Here is a 26,660-nt window from a genome sequence, read left to right as displayed (position 1 = left end):
AAATATGTTCCTTAATTCACCCGCAGCCAGGGATAATAGAGGCCCACCGTGCCAAAACTGTCCCCCCAGTGGAGCAGACGGTAGAAATTCAGCTGCTCCTCCTGGTTGCCCGTCTCCCAGAAATCGCCTGGAAGGCAGTAGATGTTCCGCTCCTTCAGGGATACATAATACTCCATGGCCACCGCGCCAGACTCGTCCAGGCCGAAGATCTTATAGCAGTCGTGGTCCAGGATGACCGCCGTGCCCTCGTTGGTCAGAGTATACTGTTCCCCGGTCTCGTGGATAAAGTCCCGGTCCAGCTCCAGTTCCCGGATCATCTGGGCGCAGTAGGAGCTGGCAAAGGCCGTCTCATACAGCGCCCGGACGCTCTCCGCGTCAAAGGAGCCGTCGGAAGGGCGCCAGCGGTGCAGAACCAGCCTGCCCTCCATCATCGGCGTGCTGCACAGCACCACCTCACACACCGGCGTCTGGGCCTGGTACCACTGCTCCTGGGACAGCTCCTCCAGCAGACCGCCCAGGCTGGTGATGAGTTCCCCCGCCCCGTCTGTGGGCAGGGTGATGACAAAGGTGCTGCCAGTCTCCCACTGCTCCAGCCCCTCTTCCCGGTCTACGGTATCCACATCGTAAATCTTCCGCTCATACATAAAGTCCCGCAGAGACCAGAGCATCATCATTTCCGGAAGGTTGGTGGTGTAGCCGGGACTGCCGTTTTTCACATCCCGGTCCCCGTCCGGCCCGGCCAGAAACTGCCGGTTCGGATGGTCCTCCAAATAGAATACGTTGCTGAAGGTCTCTCTGGCGTAGTACTCGCTCATCTGGTACAGAGAGGCCACCTCCAGGCCGAAGTCCTTCTCCAGATAGCGGCACACCTGCTCCCGGGGGTCCCTGGTGGGCAGAAGGTCCCGCAGGTTCAAATCGGGCCGCGTCCGGCCCCAGGACATCACGCCCACCAGCACCGCCACACAGACCGCGCCCAGGAGGATGGACCGCCGCTCCTGCTTTTTGCTGACCTTCTCCCCCCTGGCCCGCCGCTCCTGATTACCGGTCTTCACAGCCTTCCGGATCACCCAAAAAATCCAGACCGCGCCCAAGCTGAGGGCAAGAGCCGGAAGCACCCCCAGCTTCAGTAGGGGCGGAAAGACAAAGGGGAAGGCCAACCCCAGCACAACGCCCAGGGCGGCAAGCTTCCATTCATGGGTCTTTTCATAGTTCGCCGCCTTCCAGGCGGGGAGGAGCATCTGATACAGGGGCCGCAGCTCAGGCCGGGACACCCCCTTGTCCATGCCGCAGGCCAGAAACAGGGCCAGACGGACCTCCTGGGGCAGGCTCTTGGAGCTGACAAAGTCCTCCAGGCCGAAGATCAGGTCCAAGCTGTTTTTGTTCTGCTGGAACATGGCGCTTTGGAAAAATTTTTTCCACACCTCCGGCCCAGCCTGGGCATTGTACATCATCTCAATGGTGTGGAGGATGGTCTCGGTGTTCTGCCAGTGGGACTCCTCCCGGCGGAACTGGTCCTGGCGCTCCCGATCGTAGGTATTCCGCTGCTCCTGACGCTGCCACTGCTCCCGCTTCTGCGCCCACTCCTTGGCCCGCTGGCGCTCCCGCGCCCACGCCTGAGCCTGGGCCTGGGCCCTCCGGCGCGCCTCGCCCCGGCGGCGGCGGGCCTCTGCCCGCTCCGCCTCCCCCTCAGCGAAGAGACGCTCAAAGTCGAACTCCGGCTCCTTCTCCTCCTCCCGGGGAGGCCGGGAGGGCTCGTCTCCCTCCTGAAGCAGCTCGTCGTAATCGAAGTCCTGCTCCCCCTCCGGGGGACGGCTGGGCGGCTCGCCGCCATCCTTCAACAGCTCGCCAAAGGCGAAGTCCTCCTGCGGAGGGGGCGGACTGGGCGGCGGCTCCGTCCGGGGCGCGGCGGGCTGGCCGCCCCGCTTCTGCTGGCGGGCCATGCGGCTGGCCAGCTGGTAGGCCGAGTGGAGCCGCTGGAAGCCCTCCGGGTCCTCCTCCGGGTGTGCGGTCTTCAGCTTCTCCGCGTAGGCGTGGCGGACCTCAGACAGGTCAGAGGGCCCGGGCAGGCCCAGCTGACTCCAGGGCCAGCTCATGTCTCGTCCTCCTCAGCGTCCCCCTCATCCGCCAGCGGGTCCAGGTCCAGGGGCGGCAGGTCCCCCAGCCCGATGTAAGCCTCCGCCTGGTCAAAGAAGCCGGCCACCTTGCGGCTGGCCTTCGCCACCCGCAGCGGCTCCTGGGTGGACAGCTGCATCTGGTACCAGTCCAGCATGTAGGCCACCTGGTCCCGCATCTGTCCCACCGTCATGGCGTACAGCCGCTCTCCACGGGCGATGAGGGTGCGGGGACCTTCCTGGTCCCTGGGGTGCATCTTCAGCCGCTCCAGCTCCTTCAGCCGCTGCTCCACCTCCGCCTCGCTCATGCCGGAGCCCTGGAGGACCAGACGGCCGGTCTGACCGTCCTTGGCCACCACGTCCACCTCCAGAAGGCCGTTGATGTCGTAAGTAAAGCGCACCCGGACGTACTGTTGGCCCCGGGGCGCGGGAGGCACGGCGATCTCCACATGGCCCAGGTAGGTGTTGTCGTCACAGTAACGCTGCTCCCCCTGGTACACCTTGATGTCCAGGGCGTTCTGGTTGTCGTGAGCGGTATAGTAGGTGCCCTCCTTGCTGGTGGGCAGCACGCTGTTGCGCTCGATGATGGGGGACATCAGGTCCTTGTTCTGCTCCGCATGGTTCAGCACATTCACCCCCAGCGTGAAGGGGCACACATCGGTGAGCACCAGCTCCCGCAGGTCGCTGGCCCGGGCCTTCATCCCGGAGCAGATCCCCGCGCCGATGGCGATGGCGGTGTCCGGCCGGGTCCCGGCGGCGGGCTCCCGGTCCAGGGCCTTGGCGATGTACCGGCGCACCGCCGGCATGTGGCTGGAGCCCCCCACCATCACCAGCTCGTCCAGCTCCCCCGCCCCCAGTCCGGCGTCCATGAACACCTTGCGCACCGGAGCCAGCATCCGCTGGAACAGAGAGCTGCTCTTGCGGATCACCCACTCGTGGGTCAGGGGCAGAGAGGCGGACAGCTCCTCGTCAGACACCGCCATGATCACCGGCTCCTGGGTGGTAAGGGCCATCTTGCAGGTCTCCGCCTGGCGGATCAGGGTCTCCTGCCGCTGGCGGGACAGGCTGTCGAAGTTCAGTTCGCAGTCCTGGCAGAACCCCCGGGCGATGAGCTCGTCGAAGTCCCGCCCCCCCAGGTAATTGTCCCCGCTGACGGCGGTCACGCTGACCACGTTGTCAAACCGCTCCACCAGGGAGACGTCCAGCGTGCCGCCGCCGAAGTCAAAAACCAGACAGACCTTGTCCTCATCCCCTTCACCGATGTGTCCGGCCACCGCGGCGGCAGAGGGCTCGTTCACCAGCCGTTCCACCGTCAGTCCAGCCAGGGCGCCCGCCCGCTTGGTGGCTGCCCGCTGGGCCTCGGCAAAGTAGGCTGGAACGCTGACCACCGCCTCGTCCACCACCTCGCCCAGGTAGCTCTCTGCATCCTCCCGCAGGCGGCGCAGAACAAAGGAGGACAGGTCCTCCGCTGTGAAGACCCGGCCCCCCAGCTCATACCGGCGGCTGGTGCCCATGCTCCGTTTGAACCCGGCGGCCGTCCGCTCCGGATGGGAGATCAGCCGGTCCCGGGCCGCCGCCCCCACCAGAATGGTCCCGTCGTCATCCACGCTGACTACGCTGGGGGTCAGATACTCCCCCAGGCTGTTGGGGATCAGTTCGCTCTTTCCGTTGCGCCACACAGCCGCCAGACTGTTGGTGGTGCCCAGATCGATTCCAATGATAGCCATATGCACTCACCCTGCCTTGCCGTCCCTCGGACGTTTTTTATGCCCTCCATTATAATGCGGTCCGGAAAAAAAATCAACCGGGAAGCGGCCCCCCGAAACGGGGCCGCTTCCGCGGCTGTGTCAGCTGTTTGGGAGGGCATGCACCCGTTCCGCGCAGGCCCGGAATTCCTCCTCGTCCGTCCGCCAAAGCTCGTACTCCGACAGGGAGGGCAGTCCCATGGACACCCCCTGCCTGCGATAGCGCATCCCGCTGTCCACCGGCCCCTTCCGCCCGGTGGTGTGGAACACCCGAATGCCGGTCTGCTCGTAAAGGGAAACAATGTTCTCCCTGTTTACGCCGCAGCCCGCCATAATGTCGATCCGTCCCGCCGCCTGGCGGAAGACCTGCCTCAGCACCTCCGTCCCCTCCGCCGCGCTGCGCGCCTGGCCGGAGGTCAGGATGGTCCGGAAGCCCAGCCGGACCGCCTCCTCCAGCGCCTCCAGCGGGTCCCGGGTCATGTCGAAGGCCCGGTGAAGGGTGACGGGCAGCCCTCTGGCGCAGTCGATCAGACGGGCCAGCGCCTCTCTGTCCAGCTCGCCCTCCGGCGTCAGCGCGCCGATGACCACCCCGCTGGCCCCCAGCTTCCGAAAGCGGCGGATCTCCTCCCCCATCTCCTCCAGCTCCGGCTCCGAGTAGAGGAAATCCCCAAAGCGGGGACGGATCAGAACGTTGACCGGCACCGCATAATCCCTCCGGACCTGCTGGAACAGGCTGGAAGAGGGGGTCGTGCCGCCGATGGACAGATTGGCGCACAGCTCCAGGCGGTCCGCACCCGCCCGGCAGGCGGCCGCGCAGGAGGCGTAGGAATCCACACAGCCTTCGATCAGTGGAACATTCATCTTGGATCATCCCTTCCTGTTGTTCAGAAGCCGCAGCGTCGATCCCATACCGTGATCCGCTCAGGAATCAGGGATCACAGACAGGCAACAGGCAGCAGGCCGCTTGCAGTATACCATGAACAACGTGATGAATCAAGCGGCCTCTCCACACACAGCGCAGATGAAAAATCTCCGGAAATCAGATGATTCCCGGAGATTTTTGAACCAGACGGTCAAACCGGTTTGAACCTCAGGCGCTCAGGACCGCTGCTTAGGTAAAAGAGGGCGCTCGCCTTCCATCGCATCGGAAGCCGGAGCATCTGGACACGCCATCTGATCGATGCAGAGGGCAAAGCTTTCCTGCCCCACGCGAAACAGCAGGCTGTACTGCGGGGACCGGTCCTTGAATTGCTCCAAAAACTCCTTGTGCTCCAAAAAGCATCCCTTCTCCAGCTGGAACTCATCCGGCTGACGGCCAAAGCTCACAGCCGCCCGCTGAATCAGGTTCTGTGCAATTTCCTGCAGGGCAAACCCGACGATGTCACTCTTTTCGTAAAAATCGATTCCAAACATCAGCCCCGCCGCATGAAGCAGCATCTGCTGCCCCATGACCAGTATGATCCGCAGCCGTTTCCCCTCCCGGGTACTGTAGATCAGCTCGTAGCACTGCTCATGCAGGATCATATCCCTGACCGAGAACTGGCCGGTGAATTGGATGGGACAGCCCAAAATTTCCTGTAACGGGGCGATGATCACCGCTTGGATCACAGACATCTCATCGTCAAACTGTATGGGAGCCAATTCACCGCTCCCTCCCCCCACAATCGCCCGGTCCTCCACGAGGATGTGGCCGGTCAGCCAGCCGGTGCAAACGCCAATGAACCGCTGGACCGCTTCAACTGAAAAATCCGATTCGTAAAGCAGCCGCTCCAATTCCGGCAGGGTCTCATACCTCATCCGGTCGTGAATCTTTTTGTGCGCCGCGTAGCCAGGATATCCGATCTGGTGCATATAGGCTTCCTCCTCAGCAAAGTGCTTGAGGGCGTACGCCTTAAAATATTTGATCCCTTCCACACAGGCAAATTTGTCCTTGTGCCGTTCAACGTACAGATCCATCATCTTTTGCACGATGGAAAACAGTCCATGGTGCGCCTGATCGATGATCTCCACACCAATATTAAACCGATCCTTCCATTCGATTTGCTGCATAGTATTCCCTTCTTACCCGCCGCCCGCAGGAGTGCGGAGGGCAGGAGTTCGCTTCATGTTCCGCTCCAATTGCGTAAACGCTCATCGGTTGCATTGGAGAAAACATGCCGGGCCAAGGGGACAAGTCCTCCGCAAGGGGCCCCTCCATATTCCACAGCCCAATCCATTCTATGCACAAAATCCGGCGGCGCTCCTGTGAGGAGGGAGAGGGCGGCTCCATCGGCGCCCGCTTCAGGGACTCAGAAAGAGCGCTTTTTTCATCCAAACGCGTCCCGGTCCCCTTGCAGGACCCGGGACGCGAATGTTTCCAGCGCAAAGTCGGCCGCCCCCAGGGCACAGGCATGCTCCAGCCGGGTGCAGGGAACGATGTAGTCCACATCCCGGGCAAAGTGGTCGTACTGCGCCGTTTTGACCCGCAGCTCCTCCAGGTGGGGGCCAATCTGCGCGCCCACCTGTCCGCCCACCACAAGGTCGATGTTCAGCAGCATCCGCAGATCGCTCAGCAGCACAGCCAGGTGTTCCAGGTAGCGGTCCCATCCGTCCCGCTCCAGCGCCTGGGGGGACAGATAGGCGTCCGCACACCCCTCCTTGCCGCAGTAGCACCGCCGGCCCTCCGGGATCAGCAGCATGTGGCCAACCTCCCCTGCCTGGAAGGTGTCCCCCGTCCAGAGCTGGCCGTTCAGCATGATGGCTCCGCCCACCGACTCGTTCAGGGAGAGGTAGAAAAAGCTGCTGCGGACCGGGCCGCGCTCCGCAAAGCAGGCGCAGTTGGCATCGTTGGCGAAGATGGCCGGGAAGGGTAACGCCTTGTGGAAGCGGTCCAGGCTCATGTGGGACAGTCCCAGGATGTGGGAGCGGATAACCTGTTCTCCTCCGCCGTCAATGATGCCGGGAAAGGACACCCCGCTCCCCAGGATCTGTCCAGCCTTCAGCTGGTGCTCCGCCAAAAAACGGACCAGGCTCTCGTGAAACCGGTCGTACCACTCCGGCTCGTCCCGGAAGACCAACGGAACGGAACCGGCCTGCCGGAGTTCCCCCAGCAGGTCGGTTACTGCAAATTCCACATGGCGTACCCCGATATTGACGCCCACCGCCCGGCCGGCCTCCGGACAGAGGCGGAGCAGCTTGGCCTTTCGCCCACCGTTGGACTGGGCCGTGCCGCGCTCTTCCAGGATACCGGCCTCCATCAGCTCTGTGACATACTGAAGGGTGGTAGGCATACTCAGGGACAGCGTCCCTGAGATCTCCTGCCGGGTCAGCTCCTGTCCGCTGCGGAGCAGCTGGAAGATGCGCGATGGGACCGTCTGGGTGATCTGAACCATGTTGACACCTGCTTTACAAAATCGTTTTATCTAAGTATAGCAGGAATGAACCGGAAGCACAACCGCAAGTTTTGCGGCTCTCACTCCTCCACAATCTGAAGCACGGTGCCCACCTGGATGTCCGGCATGGGTTTGTCCTCCACATAGATGGTGCCCAGCAGCTCCACTTCGGTCTGGCCGCTGAACTTGAAGGAGCAGTGGCCCAGTCCGGCCAGAGTGGTGGGGACCTCGCCGCCTACAGCGGTGATCCGGTAGCACTGGCCGTCCACCTTCAGCACCTGGCCCGGGGCGATGGTCCCATGGATGGGCGCTACATCCACCCAGTAGCAGAAATCCTTGATCTCCTCGGGGGCGCTGTCGCCAAAGAGGACAAACATATTTTCCTCTCGAAATTCCTGGGCGCACTCCCCCATAGCCTTGATGGTATTTTCATAGATGATGTTCATGAGATCGACCTCCATTTCATTAAGCATACAGCCCGAAGCTGGCGGCATAGGCCAGCAGGACCCGCAGCCAGCCGGTGGCAAAGCGGGAGTACATCACGGACACCACGCCCACCTCGATGGTCTCGGTCTCCGCCTCGGCCAGGCCCAGGCCCACGGGGATGAAGTCGCAGGCGCCCTGACAGTTGATGGCGAACAGGGCGGGGAGGGCCAGCTGGGGGGCGATATTGCCCTTGCCGATCTCCGCGCCCACCAGGGTGCCGATGATCTGGGCGATGACCGCGCCGGGACCCAGCAGGGCGGACAGGCCGGGGATGGAACAGATCAGACCCAGGGCAACCAGTCCGAAGATATTTCCTGCCAGAGGGGTCAGGATCTGGGCAAACGCGTCACCAAAGCCGGAGCCGTTGATGATGCCGATGAGCATGGACACAAAGGCCATGAAGGGGAGCAGGGTGGTGATGCAGGTCTGGATGGCGTCCCGGGCGGCCTGGTAGAAGGTGTTGACCACCTTGCCGGCCCCCAGACCGATCTTGGTGACCAGAGACTTGTTCTCCTGCTTGGCCAGGGTCTCCGAAACCTTCTGGTTGGCGGTAAATCTGGGCTCCTCCCTCCTGGCGGGCTCCGCGTTGGGGGCGGGGACGGCGCCGCCGGCAGGAGAAACCTGTTCCGAGGTGACGGCGGAAACATAAATCTCCGGGACGATGTACTGGGCCATGGGGCCCGCCTTGCCCACAGGCATGACGTTGACGGTGGGAATCCCCTTCTTGGGATAGATGCCGCAGCGCAGGGTGCCGCCGCAGTCAATGATGGCCAGGGCGATCTCCTCCTCGGGGCACTTGGTCTTAAAGCCGTTCACCGGGATCATGCCGGTGAGCTCCACGATCTTTGCCAGGCACTCGGGCTCCGCACCGCCGCCGGTGATGTACATCACCTTGTTTTTTTGCCCGGTGGGGGTGACGGTCAGCGGGCCGCCAAACCCGCCGGGTCCCCGCTCGATCCGGATGGAACGATAGTCAGCCATTTTTCTCTCCTCCTTACTCTGCGGTCTTGAACTGGCGGCTCAGGGTGACGCCCTGCTGCTTCTCCACCATCCGGGTGGTCAACTCGGTGGCCCAGCCGGAGATGAAGTTGGCCGCCAGGCCCACCAGCAGGTACCGCACTGCCAGAGGCGTGGTGTCCAGGCCCAGGGCGGTGATGCCGTTGGCAATGCCCAGCCAGATGAACAGCTCCGAGGCGTTGATGTGGGGGAACAGACCGTTGTTGGTGTGGCAGTGGTAGGTGACCGAGGCGTAGAAGCAGGGCTTGTAGAACTCGGGCATGAACTTACCCATGGACAGGGCCATGGGGTTGCCCAGCATGAAGGCGCTGACAAAGGGGAGCACCGCGTAGCGCAGGACCGGGTTGCCGGTGCAGACGGCGGCCAGCTTGTTGACCGTCTTCTCCCCGGCGATGGCCATGATGGCGTTCATCAGCACCAGGAGCATAATGATGGTGGGGATGATGCCGGTGACCCAGCTCATGAACTGCTGTCCGCCCAGGGTGAACAGATTCATAAAGCCGGAGGCTAAATTGACGATAAAGTCCATAGAAATCCGCCTTTCATAGTGTTTTGGGCTGGGGCCGGAGGGCTCCGGTCAGGGTCCGTCCCGCCCGCTGGAAGGGGGAGGGCGGCTCCGGGATGACCTCTCCGGCCATGAATTTGTTGTAGGTATTGCTGGCGTCCAGCACCGCCTTGCGCAGGTTTTTGCCGTACTTGGGCAGGTCGGCCTCGGTCAGCCCGCCCACGAATTTGCCCTCGAAGCCGGGCAGGTCCGTCACCCGGGCGAAGCAGGTGACGCCCATCAGCTTTCTGCCCTCCTGAATGACCCCGTCCTCGTCGATGCGGAACAGGACGATGGCCCCCGCATGGAACCCGCCGGACTTCCGCCCGCAGGCCACCTTGCCTTGGCGGCGCAGCTTGACGAATTCCTTGGAAAAATGCCGCATCTGGATGACGCTGAGCACTCCCTGGAGCAGGAACATGGCTCCTAAGAGCAGCGCGAGTTGAAACATGATCAATTCCTCCTGATCAAGCCTGCCGGTACAGCGCCCGGAGCAGGGCCTGGAAGCTGTTGGCAGCGGCGATCTTGTCCAGCATCTCCCTGTCCCGGGTGATGCTGATGATCTCCTCATAGACCCGTACCAGCAGAGCGTCGCTGGCGGCGTCCTGGGGCAGCCCCATGAGGAAAATGGTGCGGACCTCCCGCTCCCCCTGGCGGATGGGCTGGGGGCAAACACCCACAGCCAGGGTCAGCCGGCCGGAGGCGTACTGCACCGTATGGGGGATGGCCACCGACCGCTCAAAGACGGTGGAACCGATCTGCTCTCTGGCCCGGAGCCGGGACAGGAACTCCGGGTCCGCCTGCCCCTGGGCGGTCAGCGCCGAGGCCATCTGCTCCAGGGCCTGGTCGTAGGTCTCCACGCCGTCCAGGATGAAGAACCGGCTCTCGTCCAGCAGGCCCGCCATGACGAACCAGTTGTTGTCCAGCATGGGCACGTCCACCTGGTCCCAGTATTTGGCCTTTTCGATCTTGTGGCGCAGCTCCTGTTCGTTGAACACCTCGTGGATGAAAATCACCGGCTGGCGGGTGGAGCAGGGCAGCTCCACGGTGGTAAACACCAGGTCAAAGTCCGCCAGCAGCTCCGGGGTGACTTTGTCGCAGGACAGCAGAGTCAGCTCTGAGGCGCTGTCCAGCACCCGCCGCAGCTGAGCGGCCACCAGACGAGCGGTCACCCGGCCCGTACCGCAGACGATGGCCGCCCGGAAGGGCCTGTCATGGGCGGCGTGCTCCTCCAGAAAAACCCCGAAGTAGGAGGCCAGGTAGCTGTGCTCGTCCTCGGTGACCTGCACCCCCTGCTCCTCTTGGATCACCCGGGCGGCGATGCCCGCCATCCGCCAGGCCAGGGGGTACTTCTCCCGCAGCTCCGCCGCCATAGGGCTCTTCAGCCGCACGTGGAATCGCAGGCGGTTGACCATAAACATCAGGTGGTAGAGGAACTCCTCCTCAAACTCCGGGCTGGCCATCTGAAGGTCCATCTCCAGCTTGATCTGCCGGAATATTTTCTCCTGGAGGGGCCGCATGGCCGGGTCCAGCTGGATGGACCGCATGTCCATCACATCCGCCGGGGTACGCATCCCCACAATGGGCAGCAGGGTGAACAGCTTCTCCTCCGCCGGAACGTCGATGTGGAGGAACGCGCCAATCTGCTGGGTCAAGGCGTTGACAGCCTGAAATTCCGGCCGGGCGGCCAGACGGTAAAAGGCGGTGGGCAGCTCGCCAATGGGGTGCCCGGTGAGGAAGCGGTCCAGCATGACGGTCAAAAACCGCTGGAATCGCTGCCGGGTGGTGCGGCCCACCGGAGTTTGGGCAAAGGCGTTCTGCACCAGTGCGACAATCTCCTCCTCCAGGGGGTAGTCCCGGTAGAGGGCTTCGAAGCAGTGCTCCAGCAGGTAGTGGCGCACGTCCTGTTCCCGGCCCTGGAGGGTCAGCCCCTGGCTGGTCTTGCCCTGGATGGACAGCTGGTAGGGCTCCAGAGCGGTGCGGAGCCGCTTCAGATCGCTGACTAACGTACTGCGGCCCACGTTCATCTCGTAGGCCAGCTCGTCGGTGAGGAGAGGGGCCTCCGCCCGCATCAGGCGGCCAAATATGTAGTCCATCCGGCCTCCTGGGGAGTTCAAACCGCCATCGTCCGCCAGAATCCGGGCCCGGACGGTCTGGAAACGGGCCGCGTCGTAGATGTGGAGGGTGTACCGGCCCTGGCTGCTCCGGATGGACGCGCAGTCCTTCAGCTCGGACTCCAGCTGCTTGACGTCGTTGGAGATGGTCCGCTCGCTGACCTGGAGCTTCCCGGCCAGGGCGCTGGAGGAGACCGCCGACGCGCTGCACAGAGACAGCAAAATATACGCCAGCCGGTTGCCGCCAAATTCGGTGTTCACCGCGATCCCCTCCCTATATGTGTTACCCTCTGGACTTGCCGCCTGAGATGTTCAATGTGGTGCCCGCGATGTAGCTGGCCCGGCCGGAGACCAGGAAGGCCACCAGATCGCCCACCTCGTCCAGCTTACCGTCCCGGCCCAGGGGGATGACCTTGCTGTAGTCGGTGGACAGCTCCTCCGGCTTGCAGCCTCTGGTGTAGGCCAGGGCGTCGTTGTAGGCCGGGGAGCGCAGGCCGGTGGCCTCCATGATACCGGGGGCGCAGGCCACTACGCGGATGTTGTGCTTGCCCAGCTCCTTGGCCCAGGAACGGGTGAAGCTGTCCACTGCGCCCTTGGTGGCGGAGTAGGCGCTCTGGCCCTGGGAACCCTCCTTGCCCGACTCGGAGGACATGTTCACGATGACGCCGCCCCCCTGCTTCAGCATCTGCCGGGCGCAGGCCTGGGCGCACAGGAACACGCCCTTCACGTTGATGTCAAACATTTTGCCGAAGGACGCCTCGTTCAGCTCGTATTCGGGCCGCTCCCCGGCGGCGTCCACCAGCAGGCGGGGCATGTTGATGCCCGCATTGTTCACCAGGGCGTCGATTTTTCCGTACTTCTCCACCACGGCGTCCGCCATGGCCTGCACGCTGTCAGGACTGGTCACGTCGCACTTGACGCACCAGGCGCCGTCCAGTTCGCCGCCGGTGTTCACCGTCATGTCGGCCACTACAGCCTTGGCCCCGGCTTTTGTCAGGGTCTGCACCACATGCTTGCCGATGCCGGAGGCCCCGCCTGTGACGATGACCACCTGATCCTCCAAACCAAGCCAGCCTTTTTCCATAACAATTTCCTCCTTTACCGCCCCGGATCTCAGGTCCGGCGCTGTTTATGTCCCCATTTTAGAGGAAATCCGTGCTGGCTTTAATACCGCCTTTTTTGAAGGGCCGGAAAAGAATTGGGCTTCCATTTTTCTGAGCAGCGGAAAATATGCAGTGAAATAGTTCATATTCCGCAATACAGGCCCCTCAATTTTGTGTACTATGACTATATCATATTAAATAAAATATTTTATTAAATATAATATATAATTAGAGGTGTGAACTGTCAAGAGCCAAATCCTGTTATGATCCGATCTTGACGGCCCCCTTCGCCTGCTCCGAACGCTGGCCGGACGCTTGCAGCCTGCAAAAACAAACGCTCCTGGAAATCAATCGATTTCCAGGAGCGTTTGGAAGAAGCACGCAGCCAAATGACGCTCTTTCTATCACCACCAATCAACTGTCCACGGCTCAGAAGCATTGCTTTGAGCCGGGATCATATAGCTGGCTCCCTTCGCTTTCAGGAACCAGCCCCTCGTGGCCTAGTTCTCTTTTTTCATCTGTCTGCTTGACAGAGGGCGGTGCACATTTCAAAATGGCCGTTAAACGTTTCTGCTCATATCGGGGCATACCAATATTCTCCAATTATGTCTATACGTCTCAAGGGGCGCTCAGTTCCTATTACCTGTTTTTTATTGTAGAATTGACCCTGTTTGGGTCAGGACCCGACCCGTTTTGCATCCGAAAAAGTCCTGAGACTGCTGCAATCTCAGGACTTTTTGAACGATATGTCAGAAAACAGGAAAGCCAAACGGCTTACACGTCTCCTGCTCCGCATGGAACCCGTGCGGCAGGAGTCGCTCTTCCAGCGTGCGCACCATACGGCAGTAACGCACCTTGCACGCCTTCTTGCGTCCGGCGCGAAGATCGTCGAAGCAGGGAGCAAGATAGGCGCGCCACAACTCCTCGTAAATATGATCCCGGTCAGCATGAAAAGCGATTCGCTGAACGATTGCCGGCGCCGTACGGTAGTATTCCGCGATGAGCCGCTCTCCGTCGCGGCAGCGCTTCAGATACCCGTCACGGAATGCGCGAAAGGCTGTCAGCTCAGCGCAATCATCGCTCTTCCCAAGGTATTCGCAAGCCGCCTGCGTGATGTAGCAGCGATACCACTTTTTGTCGAAACCCGCAGAGATGGCCTCCGCCGCGGCGCTTCGATAGGCCTGCTTCGGCCATGCCGCCTGCCATTGCAGGCGCAGCGACTCGCAAAAGGTCTGCGCCAAGGGATACTCCACCTGTGCAAGCGCCGGGGAGAGGAATGTCGCCAGAAACATGCGGTAAGCGTCGTGCCGCAGCGGGCGGTCTACACGCGAGCACGTCTCGAGATCCTCCCGGATCGCCTGCAGCAAGGTGGCTGCCAGTTCCTCCGCAAACTCCTGCGCATCGTTTGAATGGTCCGCGCAGTACGCTGCAAGCGGCTCAAAAATGCCGCGCAGCTCCTCTGTGCATCCATGCAATGCAGGTGCATAGGTCTGTTTACTGAACTGTGGGAACTCCCGGCCGACCACAAGGGCAATCAGCGCCTGTTCCGCTTCATGCCGGGCGTCACTCGACATGATCCAGCACCTCCTTGATGTGCTTGACCTCTGGCCAGATGAGCCAGACCGCACCGGCGCAAAACACGGCGACCGCAGCGATCATCCACGGCAGTGCCTTACCCGGCACGTCGCTCGCCACGATCTGACCAATCAGTTGATAGACTAGATAGGCGAGGTAGAATGCTGCCAGCGTGCGGAACGCACTTCTGCGGTTGGGGGCCATCGTTTCCCGTCCCGCCGCCTTGCGCTCTTTCGTATTTCTTTCCTCTGGTACCTGTTCTTGCTGTTTTTCTTCGCCCATGCTCACCATTCCCGTTTTTCCGTATTATGACAGTGTCAAGCTCCCAAAGCGGCCAACCTGCTCACAAATTGCCTTTTCCGTCGGCAGCCGCTCCGCGCTGGATGCGCCGTAGAAGCCCACGACGCCATGCGCGCGCGAGAGCACATATTCCGCATCTTCTGGTGTTGCAATTGGGCCACCATGGCAGAGCACAAGCGCCTATGGATTGATTGCCTTCACCGCATCATGAATATCCTGCACCTTTTTCACCGCGTCGTCCAGGGTCATAATGCCCTCTCTGCCCACACCGACCATGCCGCCAACCGTCGCGCGACAGTGCGCGACCACAATGTCGGCGCCGGCCTTCGCCATCTTCTCTGCCTCCTCAATGGTGTAGGAATATGGGGTGGTCAGCAGATCCAGCTCGTGCGCGATGTGGATCATTTCAACCTCCTTATCGTAGGAGATCCCCACACTTTCGATGTTTTTCCGGTATGCGGCCGTGTAAGTGCCGACCGTGGGGAAGTTCTGCACACCGGAGAATCTCATGGTTTTGAGTTCAGTCAAAAATGTTTTCATGTCGCGGAACGGGTCGTTCGCAAACACGCCCGCAAGCACCGGCGTATCCCTGACGCGCGGCAGCACCACGCGCCCCAGCTCCTTCAAGATGGTATTGGCATCGCCCAGCGGGAAATTCCCGCACACGGACGGCAGGCCCTGCATCCGGAACGCCGGAGTTATAGACGATAATCAGGTCGCTGCCGCCGGCTTCTTCGCACTTGGCACTCAGGCCCGTACCTGCACCCGTACCAACGATTACCTTGCCCTCGCCGATTTTTTCCGCAGTCTCTTCAGGACGGTCTGTCTATCCATCATCTAATATTCTCCATTCCCTTTCAAATGATACAGTTTCAAAAAGTCCTCCGCAATACGTACAGCAAAAGCCTCGTCGTTGACCGTCACGTCCATCCGCACGACTGGGATATCGCTGCGCAGTGTCCGGCAGATCTCATCAAACATAACGCGGTTGGCCGCCTCATCGTAGAGCGGACCGCCCGGCGAATCGTAGAGCGACGTTCCCCGCTCTGGTAACAGCACTTCTACCGGTCCTGTGCAGCGGTTGATCTTCTCAGCGAAAATCCTGCCGATCTCGACGCTCTCCCGCTGGTCCGCACGCACGAGCACCAGATTCGGGTTGTGCAGATACGCCTTATTATGCTGGTATTTTTCTGGCACTGTGGACGGCGGCATGAAGTTTGCATTCGTCAGCGCCCCCGGCACCACGACCATCGGGATCCCCCGTTCAGGCCCGGCCTCTAGACGGTGACAGCCGGCTGTACAGGTTCCGCCCATATACTCCTGCCCAAGCTCGCCTGTCGTCACATCAAGCACACCGTTGAGCATGCCCTCCCGGATCATCCGTTCGAGCATCTTTCCACCCTGTCCGTTCACATGGAACACCACGACCTCGAAGCCCTGCGCCTTCAGAATAGCGCATACGCGCTCCACACAGGGCGTAGTGATTCCGAACATCGTGATGCCCACGCGGGGCTTTTTCGTCTCTCTTGCGGCCACGGCTTTTTCTGTATGCTCAACCATGCCCACGATCGCGTGTGCGGCATTCGTCATGACCATGCGGAGGATGCCGTTGCTGCCGCTGATATCGACGAGCGAGTTCATCACAACCGTGTCGTTGACCCCCTCAAACGGCAGCGTGCGCAGATTGGCGATCGTCGAAACGAGCACTTTTGGAAAGCCGACCGGCAGCTCGCGCATTACCATGACTGCGAGCAGCGTCCCCTGTCCGCCACCCATTGAGATGACGCCGTCGATCGCCCCCTTCCGGCACAGCCCGCACACGATCTCCGTGGAGCCGTGGCCGATCACCTCAAAAGCATACGTCCGCTCATGCCGGCGGATCTCCTCTGTCGAGGAACCGCCGGCCGCGATGACCTCCTCGCTGGATACGTCGCACGGGTACGCTGCCATAGACGCTAGCCCCGTGTCGATGAGCAGCGTTTTTAGCCCGGCCTCCTCAATCTTTTCTTTCAGAAAGAAATAATCCTCGCCTTTGGTATCCATCGTACCAAAAATCGCGATCACTTTTCCCATCTGCCATTTCCTCGATTCCAAATGTCAGAAAATGGCATGCAGGAGCAATGTGTTGCCTGTATGCCATTTCATGTCTCTTATACCTCGACTACGCTCTTGAGCTCGAGCGCAATGCCGCTGTTGTCAGACGATTCGTAGTAATTCACCAGCAGATCACGCACGTGTGCCTCAAACACGCAGCGGTAACCCTGTGTAGCGAGAATCTTACACATCGAGAGGTGCTCAGCGTGTTTTTCAAACGTGAGCGCGAGATGATGGAAACAATCCCCGTGCGTCTCCAGGAACTTCGTCAAGTAGGCGTTCGGGCTGTCCACTGGCTCGATCACCTCAACATCCTGTCCCGCAACTTCGATGTGGTGGATACGGATCTTCACTGGCTCACCGACCGTCATCTGCTCCTGTCAGCGCCAATGATAAAATGAAAGAAAACGCCGAGGAAAAAATGTAGTTTTGTGGCGGAGAGGAGGGAAAAAAGATAGACTCCCAATCAGGGCGAAAAAGAGCCCGGAAAGGGAGTCAGGAAATGAAAGGAGCACAGTGGATGGAAATCCGAAGTGACAGACAGAAAGGGCTGAGCTATGTGGAGCTGGGCCGGAAGTACCACATGGACCCGCGAACAGCAAAGCGGTACGCGGAATCGCCGCAGAAGCCGGAGTACACATTGAGCGAACCCAAGCCAACAAAGATGGACCCGTACAAGCAGATCGTGGACGAGTGGCTGGAAGAGGCGCCGTATTCGGCGCTGCGGATACTGGAGAAGCTGCGGGAGATGGGGTTTGACGGAGGTTACAGTATTGTCAAGGCGTATGTGAGCAGCCGGAAGATGGATTTGAATGAGAAAGCGACGGTGCGGTTTGAGACGATGCCCGGAAAGCAAGGGCAGATGGACTGGGGATTTTTCGAGGATCACCTGGTGTACGAGGATGGGAAGTGGAAAAAGCTGTACTGCTTTCTCATGATTCTGGGATATTCGCGGATGCGGTACATCGAGTTCGTAACGGATATGAGCACAAATACACTGATTCGGTGCCATCAGAACGCGTTTCGGTATTTCGGAGGCTACCCGGAGGAGATTCTGTACGATAACATGTCCCCGCAAGGGGGATGCGATGGCTCTAAGCGGCAAAGCCGCTAAGAGCCATCCAAAAGCAGGTAGTCATCAAGCGGCTGCTGAAGCAGGAGGATTCCACGCTAAACCGGCAGTTTGAGGACTTCGCGGGCTTCTATGGATTCAAGCCCATTCTGTGCCGGCCATATCGGGGTCAGACGAAGGGGAAAGTAGAGCGGACGGTGCAGTTTGTCAGAGATAATTTTATGGTGGGGATCCAGTACAACAGTCTGGCGGACTTGAACGGACAGGCCCTGGCCTGGTGCAATAAGGTCAATGGGAAAGTACACGCCACCACCAACGAAATTCCCTTTGAGCGGCTGAAAAAAGAGGGCCTGAGTCCCCTCTCTCGTGAGTACATCATCGACAAGATCAACCTGAGGCGAGTACAAAAAGACTGCCTCATCTCCTACGCCGGCAATCAGTACTCCGTGCCAGCGGAGTATGTCGGCAAAGATGTGGCAGTCGTGGCCCTCGACAGCATGTTAGCAGCATATTACGAGGGAAAGCAGATCGCTCTGCACCGAATATCGTATCAGAGAAAGGACATGGTTGTCAATCCTCAGCACTATAGAAGGCTTACGCTGAAACAGACGATGGATGCAGAAAATGTTCTGCTGGAACAGGACAAAGTGATTGATTTTCCCTTGAAACCCTCCGATTTGTCCAGATATGACGAGGTGCTGTATGACTGAATTTACTATGGACAGGCTGAGGGAAAACCTGGAAGCCCTTAAGATGAAAAACACCCTGGAGATTCTGGACAATTACCTGGAACGGGCGGTGGCGGAGGATCTCAACATTGTGGAGGTTTTGGATCACATTTTCTCAGAAGAAGCCAAATCCAAGCGGAGACGGGCCTATGAGAAGCAGATCCACTGGATAGCTCTTAGCGGCTTTGCCGCTTAGAGCTATCGCGTCCCCCTTGCGGGGAGATGTCCGGCTTCCCCATTAAGAAGACCTTGGACGACTTCGATTTCTCCTTCCAGCCCTCCATCGACAAGCGCCAGATCGACGAACTGGCCACCATGCGCTTCCTGGAAAACGGGGAGAATGTGGTCTTCCTTGGCCCGCCCGGCGTGGGCAAGACCCATCTGGCCTCCGCTCTGGGCCTTGTGGCGGCACAGCATCGCTTTTCCACCTACTACATCAACTGCCATCAGCTTATTGAGCAGCTCAAGAAGGCCCATTTTGAGAACCGTCTGCCGGACAAGCTCAAGGTTCTCGCCAAGTACAGGATGCTTATCATCGACGAGATCGGCTACCTCCCCATGGACATCCAGGGCGCAAACCTGTTCTTCCAGTTGATTGCCAGGCGATATGAGAAGACGTCCACCGTCTTTACCTCCAACAAGACCTTCTCCCAGTGGAACGAGGTCTTTGCCGACGTCACCATCGCCTCCGCCATCCTGGACCGTGTCCTGCATCACTGCACCGTCATTAACATCAAGGGCGAATCTTACCGCCTGAAGGAGCGCAAGGAATTTATGCGCCAGAAACAGCAAATCGTGAACACTCTTTTTGAACAAGGAAACGCTTAGTTTTGTTACCCCCCCCTCCGCCGAAAAACAACAAAATTTCTTCGGCGTTTTCTTACAATTTCATATCGGCGTTGACAGCCTTTTCCAACTCCCGCGCCCGGTCGCCCGTGGTGTCCTGCAAGGCCGCAATCTCCCGTTGCAGGCTTTCAAGGCGCTTTTGCTGTTGCTTCGTGGGCGGTTTTCCCTGCTGAACATCCATGTCCCAGCGCAAGGCTTCTTCTTCCGCTTGCAGGCTTGCCAGCTTTTCAAGCTGTTGATTTAATCGTTCCTGCCCTTTTGGGGTCTGTACCTCGACAACTCGATCAATAAAAAGACTTCCGCTTTCCGCACTCTCCAACTTTGCAATCTTGTTTTGCAAGTCGAATTCTTTTGCTATAAGCAACTGTAATTCGGCAAGCATATTTTTCTTTGTGTCCAGCGTAATTTTCTGAATATAAACCCGCTGTTCCGTGGTTAAATCCTCCATCCGTACCGCCGAATACGCGCCGTGTGTTTCGGCGTTCCGGTTGCCCGTAGGCGGCCCCGCTCCGACGGCGTTCTTGTTCCCCGGCTGTCCTCCGCGCTTCCGGGGCGGCTTTTGGGCTTCAAGGGCCGCGGCCCACGAATCAAGGCTTTTCCATTTTCGGACCTGTTCGGGCTTCACGCCGCCGACGGCTTCCGCAACCTGTTTCGCCGTCATTTTCCCGCCGGATTCAAGCCATATTTCCCGCGCCTTGTCGCGCTCCGGGCTTCGATCTCGCGCCATGCGCCGCGCACCCCCTTTCGTTTGTTTTTCATTTTCCGATCTGGACGGCTCCGCGGAAGCGCACACAAAAACGGACCTCGCAAAAAGCAAGGTCCGTTTCCGGTCAGCGCCGGGCGGCGGAGAATCGCCCGCCCGAATCGCTGTTTCAATTTTCCACAATAGCCATTATAGCAGAAAAAACGGGCAATAGGTGGCAATCTTATTTTTCAGGAAATTTGAATGTAAAAATTGCTTTATTCGCTGAAAACCAGCTTGTCAGCCGGTCTAAAGCCTTGTCGCGTATGTTTCGACATTGCCGCGGGCTGTAATTCAGCCGTCCCGAAATCTGTTCCCACGTTGCGCCGTCTAAATAAAACCATGTTACAACCGCTTTTTCATAGTAATTCAGACGGTCCAGTTCCCGCCCGATAGCGGCCCCGACTTCTTCCAGCCGCTTGTTCCGGCGCTGTTTTCCTGCAATCTTCTTTCGGACGTAATCGGGGACATTCGCCACCATGTTTTCAACCGGCTTTGAAACCCCGCCTTTCCCATGCGGCAAGCCGTCCATATTGACCGCGCCCAGCGCCAAATAATAGCGGTCGTTCAAGTCCTCGACGGTCGCATTGTTCATTTGAATTTCTTTGTCAATCGTGCTAAAGAACCGCAAGATTGAAATTACTTTTCCGCGCTTCATGCCCGTTCCTCCGATTTATGCTTTAGGGCGGCTTATATATCCGCCTATAAAACCTTTCCCGCTCGACGCGGTGAATCTCCGCCCGGTATCGCTGTTCTATGGCCCGCGCCCGGCTCCGCTCCATCTTCCGCCGCCGGACGCGGCTCTCTCTCCCGATTTCCTCCAACTCTTTCCGTAGATCGTCCAAAGCTTCAAGGTCAGGCGGGCCGATCTGCAAAAGAATATTTGAAAACGCCGCCACCGCTTCTTCTATGGCAATTCGCACCCGCTCCGCCCAAATCCGCGCGGCTTCTTTTATCGCTTTCGCTTCCTCTTCCGTAAATCCGCCGAAAATCAAAACTTTTTCCTGATTCATCGTCGCGGCCCTCACTCTTCCAGCTTGTCAATGGCGATATAAAGGGCTTGAACGTCCGCCGTCCAGTTCCGCGAACGGTCGAAAGATTCCGCCTTGTCCATGCAGTATTCCAGCAGATTCTTTAATTGCCGTTCGGCGCGGTCAGCGTTCATTTCCTGATCGTCCGTCTGTTCCGCGCCCATAGGCGGCGGGGAAGAGGTGGTGGGCGGTTTATCCTGCCCGGCGGTTTCCGGCTGTTCCTCCGGCTCTGTGCGGCCCTCTGTGGGCGCTTCTGCGGCGTGTTGTATCTTTTCCCGCCCGTCCGCTTCCCGCGGCCCTGTGGCGGTCTGTGGCGCGTCCTGCGGGGTCGCTGGCGATTCTTCCCGCTCCGCTTCCGGCTCTTCCGCCGGGACCTCCGCCGCGGGCGGCTCTTCTTCCCCGCGGGGGTTCAGTCCGTGACCGCATTTTTCGCCGTCCATGATCGCGCAAACTCCGCCCGCGTTCCACTCACACGCTTCAAAGTCCTTGCAGGGGAAACCGGCTTGCGGTTGTTCTCTTTTCCGCTCCCGCGCGGCCCGGATTGAAATTTCCCCGGTTTCCCGGTATTGCTCAAACGCCGCGGCCTGATCTTCCGCCGAAAGCCCGGACAGTTCATATGCGGTTGAAATGTTTATGCGGTTGGCTTTCAATTCCTCCATGAACGCCGGGCAAAGATTCCGGGTGATCGCGTCGAACCGCCCGATCTGCGCCGGGCTGGTGTTCAAGGCTTGCGCCACCAGCTTCCGCATATCGCCGGGCAATTTCTCCTGTTGCTTGATTCTCTCCAAAAGCGCGCGGGTCCGGCGGGCTTCCTCGATCTTGTCCCACGCCGTTTTCTCCCGCTGGGAGTTCGCCGCAATCAGCATAATTTCTTCCCGGATTGCCTGAACCTCCGCGTCCTCTTCGTCCGCTTCTACGGTACACGGGACAAACTCATATTCCGGTTTTCCCTCTTCCACAAGGGAAATGCAGGCGGCGCGGCGGCGGTGTCCCGAAATGACCTTGTATTTCCCGCCGCCCAGCGGAACGACGATGAAGTTTTGAAGCACTTTCCCGGCAAGTTCGATCTTGCTTTTCAGTTCTTCAATGTCGTTCATGGAATAGAAGTTATCTTCCGACGGCACAAGGTCAAAGACGCTCAACCGCTCAATCTCCGCCGGGCGGCTGGCGGGGGCTGTCTGCCCTCCGCCGCCGGGCGCGGCCCTCTTTGAAGCGTCGTTCAAAATCTGATTCAAGTTAAACTTTCCCACGATGTACGCCCCTTTCTGTCCGAATCGGACAAACTCTTTTCTTGTTCGCATTCCGGGCAAGGGTAAATCATGTCATGAAATCCCGGTTTGTTCGTCCTGTGAAAAACCCGCCGCCCGTACTTCAAGCAAATATGCGGTTCTTTTGTCCCCAGCCTTTTTTGCTGTTCTTCCGTCATATTCAGGTTTTTACAGCGATTGCAGTTCATTCCCGCGGTCCTCTATTTCTTCCCGCGGTCCAGATATTCCCGCACAAATGCGATATAGTCCATAGCGGCCCCGCTCCGGCGGCTGTATTCCGCAATGGGGGATTCCGAAAACGTGCTTTCCGCCACCTTTTCGGAATAGCGAATGTGTGTGTCGAATACCGGGTATTCCGGCTGGCTCCGCAACCACTCTTCCCCCTGCCGGTCTGCGTCCGTCCGCTGAAAGCACGTAATCAGGCAACCGGCCAGCCGCAAGCGGGGGTTCCAGTCGGCGCGTGTGTCCTCGATCTGCTCTTTCAACTCTTCCAGCCCGTCAAAGGCGTATTTGTCAATCTTGATCGGAATAATCACGTCGTCGGAAGCGACAAGGGCGTTGATCGTGGAAATGTTTATATCCGGGGCGTTGTCGATAATACAGAAATCATAGAAGCTTTCCGCGGCAATCGCGGTCAGTGCGTCCCGCAACCGGGTTTGTTGGGGGCGGGCGCTGGTGTCCAGCATGACCTCCAAATTCGCCCGAATTAAGGACATATTCGCGGGCATTACGTCGATCATGTCGAACCGGGTTTTCTTGATAACCTCCCACGGGTCCAGCCGCCGGGCGGTCAGAACGTCCGAAATGCTCTTGTCGTCGTAGCTGTGGACCCCGAACGTCTTTGACGTGTTGCCCTGCTTGTCGTTGTCGATCAGCAAAATGCGCTTTCCGTGGTAGGTTGCCAGAATGTGCGCCATGCTCCCGGCGGTAAGGGTCTTTGCAACGCCACCTTTCAGGTTGATAACCGAAATTGTTTTCACCGTGTAAACCTCCTATTTTGATTTTTTCCCGCTCGACGGGGTGGTTCAATTCCCAATTTCCTCCGCCATTTCGCGGGCTGTCCGGTTCACCGCTTCTTCCAGAGTTTCACCGCCGGTCAGTTCGTCGATCTTAACGGTCCGGGTCATGTTGACAACCCCGTTCCACGTCTGCTTCATCATGTGGACGACGATTCCGCCCGCCTTGCGGCGCAAAGGCCAGCAGTCCGATTCAACGGTTACTTTCGCCCCATTCAGGGCCGCGGCGGTGATCTCACTGTTCATCGTCGTTCCCTCCGCCGTCCTCTTCCTGTTTCTGCTGGCTGTTCCCATACACCCACGCGGAAATATAGGCTTGTGTCAGCTTCATGCACTCTTCCAGCGACGCGCCCGCCGCCTGCAACGCACGAAAGTAAATCAGCGACATTTCAGCAACCACGCCGACGGCGTTTTTCAGGCTTTCCATTTGCCCTTTTTGGTCCATTACGTTCCCCTCGCTTTCTCCATTTCGGCGCGCAAGTCCTCTTTGATGTAATAGGCGCGCCCGTGTTCCCGGCAAAGGCGTTCGGCTTCCTCTCCGAACGCGGCCCAGCCGCCCGCCTTGACGATCTCCGCCGGGGGCGCGGCGTGGTTCAGCTTTCCGATTTTGAAGAGGTCAATATACCAGCCGTTCCGAATCAGGCTGTAAACGGCATTCGGGTAAAGGACGGGTTCGCATGATACCCACGTTTGCACGCCGTTATATTTCGCCTGTTCCAGTGTCGCCAGCCGCTCCGCCGGGGGCGCGGCTTTCGGTTCCTCCGCCGCCGGGCGAAAGAGGTTGTCCGTTGTGAACGTTACCCCGAACCAATCGGACGGCCCCAGCAAATCAAAATCCCGCCGGGCGCGGTCCCCGCCCTTTGTCAGAATGCGGACGCTGTTTCCGCTGTCCTTGATTGCCTGAATGACTTCCCGCGTCTCCGTGGTGTCGATTTCTGCGGGGTAGGGGTCGCACGTGAAGCAAAGAAAGATCGTGCGCCCGCTGATCTTCTCCCGCTCCAACTGCCGCTGGACCTCTTCGACGATACCGGGCCGGGGCCGGACCTCCGCGAATTCCTCCCGGCCCCTATGCAGGACGGCTGGGGCGTAGCAGTAGGAACAACCGTGATTGCACCCGGTATAGATGTTCACCGCAAGTTCCCCATATTCACGGGCGCGCCCGCGGGGTTCGTAGATCGGTTTATTCACGCCGTTTCCCCTCCTTTTCCAATTCTTCCCGAATCTTTTTCAATTCTTTTGCGATTTCCCGCAAGGTTTCAAGAACCTGTGTTTCCAGATAGGCCACGTTTACCCCTCTTTCGTCCTTTCGATCACCCGCTCGGCTTCGTCCCCGTTCCATTCCACGGAATACCGGGTTTCGCAAGGTTTTTCCTGCCGAAACAGGCGCTTTATACTCCCGTGGCACTCATACCGCGCGAAAACCCGCGTTTGCCAGCCTTGATCTATCCGTATTTCGCTGGGCGTATTTGCCCGCCCGCAAACCTGGCATTTTACTTCAAGTGCTGTCAGGTTCATTTCCTCTTCCCGCCTTTCTTCTTTTTCTTCTTCCGCCGCGGCTTCGTAGGCGGCGGGGAAGAGGGGACCGGGGCCGGTTTCGGCGGTTTTACCTCTTCCGAAATCACTTCGATCACTTCCACGTCGCGCGGGCTGAAACAGATAACCCCGCCGGGGTCGTAGGTTCCCGCCGCCCAATCCGCCTTGAATTTTTCAAGGTCGTTTTTGTACCGGGGGACCGGGTGGACCTGTTCGGAATAGTAAATTGCCATCATCATGCGTTCGTCGTCCGGCGCGTCCCAATCTTCAAGGTGGTAACTGTCGTAATTGTCCCACGCCCAAAGGGACAGGCGGCAACGCACGCCGTCGAAATATTCCCCGGCCCGCTGTATGTTCTCGAAATCCCGGTAGGTCATGCCCTGCCCGGCGCATTCCTCCCGGATTTGCTGAATCGTCTTGCCCGCCATGTGCAAGCGGCAAAGAACAACTTTCGGTTTGTATTCCATGCTTTCACCGTCCTTTTGCTTTGTGCATTTTGCAACCGGCATTTTTCAGAAATTCCGGTTCTTCCATCCCCAGCCCTCTGTATTGCTCCAAAAAGAAGCGGTCGCATTCCGGCTGGTTCTCGCAAGTGTCGCACGTCTTTTCCTCTCTCCGCCGCTTTACTGCGAACGGATAGCGCGCCCAATATATAGCCCACATTATCACCGCTGAAACCGCCGTAAAAAGCACCAGCAGAACGGCAAGCGGAATGATTATTTCTATCATGTCGAACCCTCCCGTTTGCTCTATCCCTCAAACATTGACCCTTGATCGGGGTCCCGCTCCGCCATGCGTACCGGCGGCGGGGCGTTCAGCACCCGGCGCGATTCCCGCGCCACTTCTTCAAGCCGGTTCACGAATTTTTCTGTCACCAATCTGTAAGGGAAGATCACCGCCGCAATCAGCAAACCGGCCTTTGCCGCGACATAGGTTTGACCGTCCGGCGTGACCCGCTCGTAAAGCTGTACCACGTCCAGCACGTCCTCCAGCGGCGCAAGGTATTTTTGCTGAATGAAGATTATTCCGGTCCGGGTCTTTATCGGTTTGACTTCCGTTCCGCCGTAAATAATCGAAAAGTCGTCGTCTTTCAAAACCCGTTCGTCCGGGTCCGTGTCGCCGATGTTCAGCACGTCCGGCATTGTCAGCCGCCGAATGCTGGTGTTCTTCAACTGCTTTTCCGAAATGTCGAACACGGCGCACAAGGTTTCTTCATCCAGTATCGGAAGTCCGTTCAGCGGGTAGGCCGCGCACCCGTCACCCATCCATTGCACGATCTCCCCGTTTTCGCTTATCTTGTCGAACAGGCGGAACGTCTTTCGCTGGTGGCAAAGGGAAATAACCTTTTTCAATTTCATTCCGCGTCCCCCTCCTTTCCCGGCTCCTCTGTAAATAGAGCGTCGTCCAATGCCTTAATCGAAAATTTCATGTTCGGCAAATCGAACGACGAATAAGCAAGTTCACAATCAGACTGCGAAAGCCCATGTTGCCCTTTGTCCCAAACCAGCCAGCCCTTTGTCCCGCGGTTTAGCATAGGGGCGAAATAATTTCCGCCGAAAATAATTTGATTTTCCGACACACGTTCCAGCTCCCGGAAGTATTCAGGCGGGGGCGGCTCCTTGTCCCAGCCTTTCCGGGCGTGAAACTTCCGGTTGTGCTTCCGGTTGTTATGTACCCTTTGCCGCTGTCCGTCGTGTCCTATACCGTATGGCGGGTCGCATATAGCAAGCTGAAAGAAATTGTCCGGGATTTCTTTCATTGCTTCCATGCAATCAAGGTTATAAATGCGGTTCAGGTTGAACACGGGTTATCACCTCTTTTCGCGCCGGTCATACAGGGGCATATATCCCAGCCAGTTCCGGTTAAGAACGTATGCCCCCGGCTCTTCGTCTGCTCGAACCGGCTGTTTCATCTTCATACAGGCGGTTTTGCTCAAGAATCCCGGCGGAATATCGGCGTATGAC

Annotated in this window: 29 protein-coding genes and 2 pseudogenes; 3 read left to right on the top strand and 28 right to left on the bottom strand. The window is 58.9% G+C overall.

Annotation, left to right across the window (positions count from 1 at the left end; translation table 11 throughout):
- Window positions 1–11: 11 nt before the first annotated feature.
- From VV088_RS03850 to VV088_RS03775, 16 genes and pseudogenes are all read right to left on the bottom strand, one after another.
- Window positions 12–2,093 (bottom strand): hypothetical protein, encoded by a 2,082-nt coding sequence (locus VV088_RS03850; RefSeq protein WP_334599468.1) that lies wholly within the window; start codon window positions 2,091–2,093, stop codon window positions 12–14.
- Complete coding sequence (locus tag VV088_RS03845) at window positions 2,090–3,838, bottom strand: Hsp70 family protein (protein ID WP_334599467.1); 1,749 nt, start codon at window positions 3,836–3,838, stop codon at window positions 2,090–2,092. The genes VV088_RS03850 and VV088_RS03845 overlap by 4 nt, the downstream gene beginning before the upstream one ends.
- Window positions 3,839–3,958: 120 nt before the next feature.
- Complete coding sequence (locus VV088_RS03840) at window positions 3,959–4,717, bottom strand: copper homeostasis protein CutC (protein WP_334599466.1); 759 nt, start codon at window positions 4,715–4,717, stop codon at window positions 3,959–3,961.
- 237 nt (window positions 4,718–4,954) lie between these two features.
- Window positions 4,955–5,905: a bacteriohemerythrin gene (locus VV088_RS03835; RefSeq protein ID WP_334599465.1), complete on the bottom strand. Its 951-nt coding sequence runs from the start codon at window positions 5,903–5,905 to the stop codon at window positions 4,955–4,957.
- 257 nt (window positions 5,906–6,162) lie between these two features.
- A complete protein-coding gene (locus tag VV088_RS03830) occupies window positions 6,163–7,227 on the bottom strand; it encodes an ROK family transcriptional regulator (RefSeq protein WP_334599464.1) in 1,065 nt (354 codons plus the stop codon).
- Between the two features lie 80 nt (window positions 7,228–7,307).
- Window positions 7,308–7,673: a PTS glucitol/sorbitol transporter subunit IIA gene (locus VV088_RS03825; RefSeq protein WP_334599463.1), complete on the bottom strand. Its 366-nt coding sequence runs from the start codon at window positions 7,671–7,673 to the stop codon at window positions 7,308–7,310.
- Between the two features lie 19 nt (window positions 7,674–7,692).
- A complete protein-coding gene (srlE, locus tag VV088_RS03820) occupies window positions 7,693–8,694 on the bottom strand; it encodes a PTS glucitol/sorbitol transporter subunit IIB (protein ID WP_334599462.1) in 1,002 nt (333 codons plus the stop codon).
- 13 nt (window positions 8,695–8,707) lie between these two features.
- Window positions 8,708–9,259: a PTS glucitol/sorbitol transporter subunit IIC gene (gene srlA / locus VV088_RS03815; RefSeq protein ID WP_334599461.1), complete on the bottom strand. Its 552-nt coding sequence runs from the start codon at window positions 9,257–9,259 to the stop codon at window positions 8,708–8,710.
- Between the two features lie 13 nt (window positions 9,260–9,272).
- A complete protein-coding gene (locus tag VV088_RS03810) occupies window positions 9,273–9,725 on the bottom strand; it encodes a transcriptional regulator GutM (RefSeq protein ID WP_334599460.1) in 453 nt (150 codons plus the stop codon).
- A 16-nt stretch (window positions 9,726–9,741) separates the two neighbouring features.
- Complete coding sequence (locus tag VV088_RS03805; protein ID WP_334599459.1) at window positions 9,742–11,649, bottom strand: BglG family transcription antiterminator; 1,908 nt, start codon at window positions 11,647–11,649, stop codon at window positions 9,742–9,744.
- A 22-nt stretch (window positions 11,650–11,671) separates the two neighbouring features.
- Entirely contained in the window at window positions 11,672–12,472 is an 801-nt protein-coding gene (locus VV088_RS03800) for an SDR family oxidoreductase (RefSeq protein WP_334599458.1), read from the bottom strand.
- A 768-nt stretch (window positions 12,473–13,240) separates the two neighbouring features.
- Window positions 13,241–14,065 (bottom strand): CFI-box-CTERM domain-containing protein, encoded by an 825-nt coding sequence (locus VV088_RS03795; RefSeq protein WP_334599457.1) that lies wholly within the window; start codon window positions 14,063–14,065, stop codon window positions 13,241–13,243.
- Complete coding sequence (locus tag VV088_RS03790) at window positions 14,055–14,348, bottom strand: hypothetical protein (RefSeq protein WP_334599456.1); 294 nt, start codon at window positions 14,346–14,348, stop codon at window positions 14,055–14,057. Before VV088_RS03790 ends, VV088_RS03795 begins: the two co-directional genes overlap by 11 nt.
- Window positions 14,349–14,372: 24 nt before the next feature.
- Window positions 14,373–15,200: pseudogene (locus VV088_RS03785) on the bottom strand (phosphoenolpyruvate hydrolase family protein).
- A gap of 3 nt (window positions 15,201–15,203) precedes the next feature.
- Window positions 15,204–16,439, bottom strand: a complete 1,236-nt coding sequence (locus VV088_RS03780) for a Tm-1-like ATP-binding domain-containing protein (protein WP_334599455.1) — start codon at window positions 16,437–16,439, stop codon at window positions 15,204–15,206.
- Between the two features lie 77 nt (window positions 16,440–16,516).
- On the bottom strand, window positions 16,517–16,831 hold the full coding sequence (locus tag VV088_RS03775) for a hypothetical protein (RefSeq protein ID WP_334599454.1): 315 nt from the start codon (window positions 16,829–16,831) through the stop codon (window positions 16,517–16,519).
- A 149-nt stretch (window positions 16,832–16,980) separates the two neighbouring features.
- On the opposite strand from VV088_RS03775, the gene istA reads away from it, so the two are divergent.
- The 3 genes and pseudogenes from istA (at window position 16,981) to istB (ending at window position 19,088) form a co-directional block, all read left to right on the top strand.
- On the top strand, window positions 16,981–17,574 hold the full coding sequence (gene istA, locus VV088_RS03770; protein ID WP_334599453.1) for an IS21 family transposase: 594 nt from the start codon (window positions 16,981–16,983) through the stop codon (window positions 17,572–17,574).
- Between the two features lie 155 nt (window positions 17,575–17,729).
- Window positions 17,730–18,242, top strand: coding sequence for a Mu transposase domain-containing protein (locus VV088_RS22690; RefSeq protein ID WP_442913105.1), 513 nt, complete (start codon window positions 17,730–17,732; stop codon window positions 18,240–18,242).
- A pseudogene (gene istB / locus VV088_RS03760) lies at window positions 18,235–19,088 on the top strand (IS21-like element helper ATPase IstB). The gene VV088_RS22690 and the pseudogene istB overlap by 8 nt, the downstream one beginning before the upstream one ends.
- A gap of 52 nt (window positions 19,089–19,140) precedes the next feature.
- Here istB and terS read toward each other — a convergent pair.
- The 12 genes from terS to VV088_RS03700 all read right to left on the bottom strand — a co-directional run bounded on the left by terS (window position 19,141) and on the right by VV088_RS03700 (window position 26,500).
- On the bottom strand, window positions 19,141–19,833 hold the full coding sequence (gene terS / locus VV088_RS03755; protein ID WP_334599452.1) for a phage terminase small subunit: 693 nt from the start codon (window positions 19,831–19,833) through the stop codon (window positions 19,141–19,143).
- 199 nt (window positions 19,834–20,032) lie between these two features.
- On the bottom strand, window positions 20,033–20,506 hold the full coding sequence (locus VV088_RS03750; protein WP_334599451.1) for a hypothetical protein: 474 nt from the start codon (window positions 20,504–20,506) through the stop codon (window positions 20,033–20,035).
- A gap of 22 nt (window positions 20,507–20,528) precedes the next feature.
- Entirely contained in the window at window positions 20,529–20,861 is a 333-nt protein-coding gene (locus VV088_RS03745; protein WP_334599450.1) for a hypothetical protein, read from the bottom strand.
- An 11-nt stretch (window positions 20,862–20,872) separates the two neighbouring features.
- On the bottom strand, window positions 20,873–22,129 hold the full coding sequence (locus VV088_RS03740) for a ParB/RepB/Spo0J family partition protein (protein WP_334599449.1): 1,257 nt from the start codon (window positions 22,127–22,129) through the stop codon (window positions 20,873–20,875).
- Window positions 22,130–22,347: 218 nt separating this feature from the next.
- A complete protein-coding gene (locus tag VV088_RS03735) occupies window positions 22,348–23,127 on the bottom strand; it encodes a ParA family protein (RefSeq protein WP_334599448.1) in 780 nt (259 codons plus the stop codon).
- A 45-nt stretch (window positions 23,128–23,172) separates the two neighbouring features.
- Entirely contained in the window at window positions 23,173–23,409 is a 237-nt protein-coding gene (locus VV088_RS03730) for a hypothetical protein (protein ID WP_334599447.1), read from the bottom strand.
- Window positions 23,399–23,608, bottom strand: a complete 210-nt coding sequence (locus tag VV088_RS03725) for a hypothetical protein (RefSeq protein WP_334599446.1) — start codon at window positions 23,606–23,608, stop codon at window positions 23,399–23,401. The genes VV088_RS03730 and VV088_RS03725 overlap by 11 nt, the downstream gene beginning before the upstream one ends.
- Complete coding sequence (locus VV088_RS03720; RefSeq protein ID WP_334599445.1) at window positions 23,608–24,351, bottom strand: DUF5131 family protein; 744 nt, start codon at window positions 24,349–24,351, stop codon at window positions 23,608–23,610. The genes VV088_RS03725 and VV088_RS03720 overlap by 1 nt, the downstream gene beginning before the upstream one ends.
- Window positions 24,352–24,674: 323 nt before the next feature.
- Window positions 24,675–25,163 (bottom strand): hypothetical protein, encoded by a 489-nt coding sequence (locus VV088_RS03715; protein WP_334599444.1) that lies wholly within the window; start codon window positions 25,161–25,163, stop codon window positions 24,675–24,677.
- Window positions 25,164–25,167: 4 nt separating this feature from the next.
- Complete coding sequence (locus VV088_RS03710; protein ID WP_334599443.1) at window positions 25,168–25,425, bottom strand: hypothetical protein; 258 nt, start codon at window positions 25,423–25,425, stop codon at window positions 25,168–25,170.
- A 20-nt stretch (window positions 25,426–25,445) separates the two neighbouring features.
- Complete coding sequence (locus VV088_RS03705; protein ID WP_334599442.1) at window positions 25,446–26,054, bottom strand: hypothetical protein; 609 nt, start codon at window positions 26,052–26,054, stop codon at window positions 25,446–25,448.
- Window positions 26,051–26,500, bottom strand: coding sequence for a hypothetical protein (locus VV088_RS03700; RefSeq protein WP_334599441.1), 450 nt, complete (start codon window positions 26,498–26,500; stop codon window positions 26,051–26,053). The genes VV088_RS03705 and VV088_RS03700 overlap by 4 nt, the downstream gene beginning before the upstream one ends.
- Between the last annotated feature and the right edge of the window lie 160 nt (window positions 26,501–26,660).

The organism is Lawsonibacter sp. JLR.KK007 (genome assembly GCF_036941135.1).
In the GTDB taxonomy this organism is placed as follows: Bacteria; Bacillota; Clostridia; order Oscillospirales; family Oscillospiraceae; genus Lawsonibacter.
The sequence above is the reverse complement of the archived record's forward strand: the minus strand, read 5'-3'. Positions and strand labels throughout refer to the sequence as shown.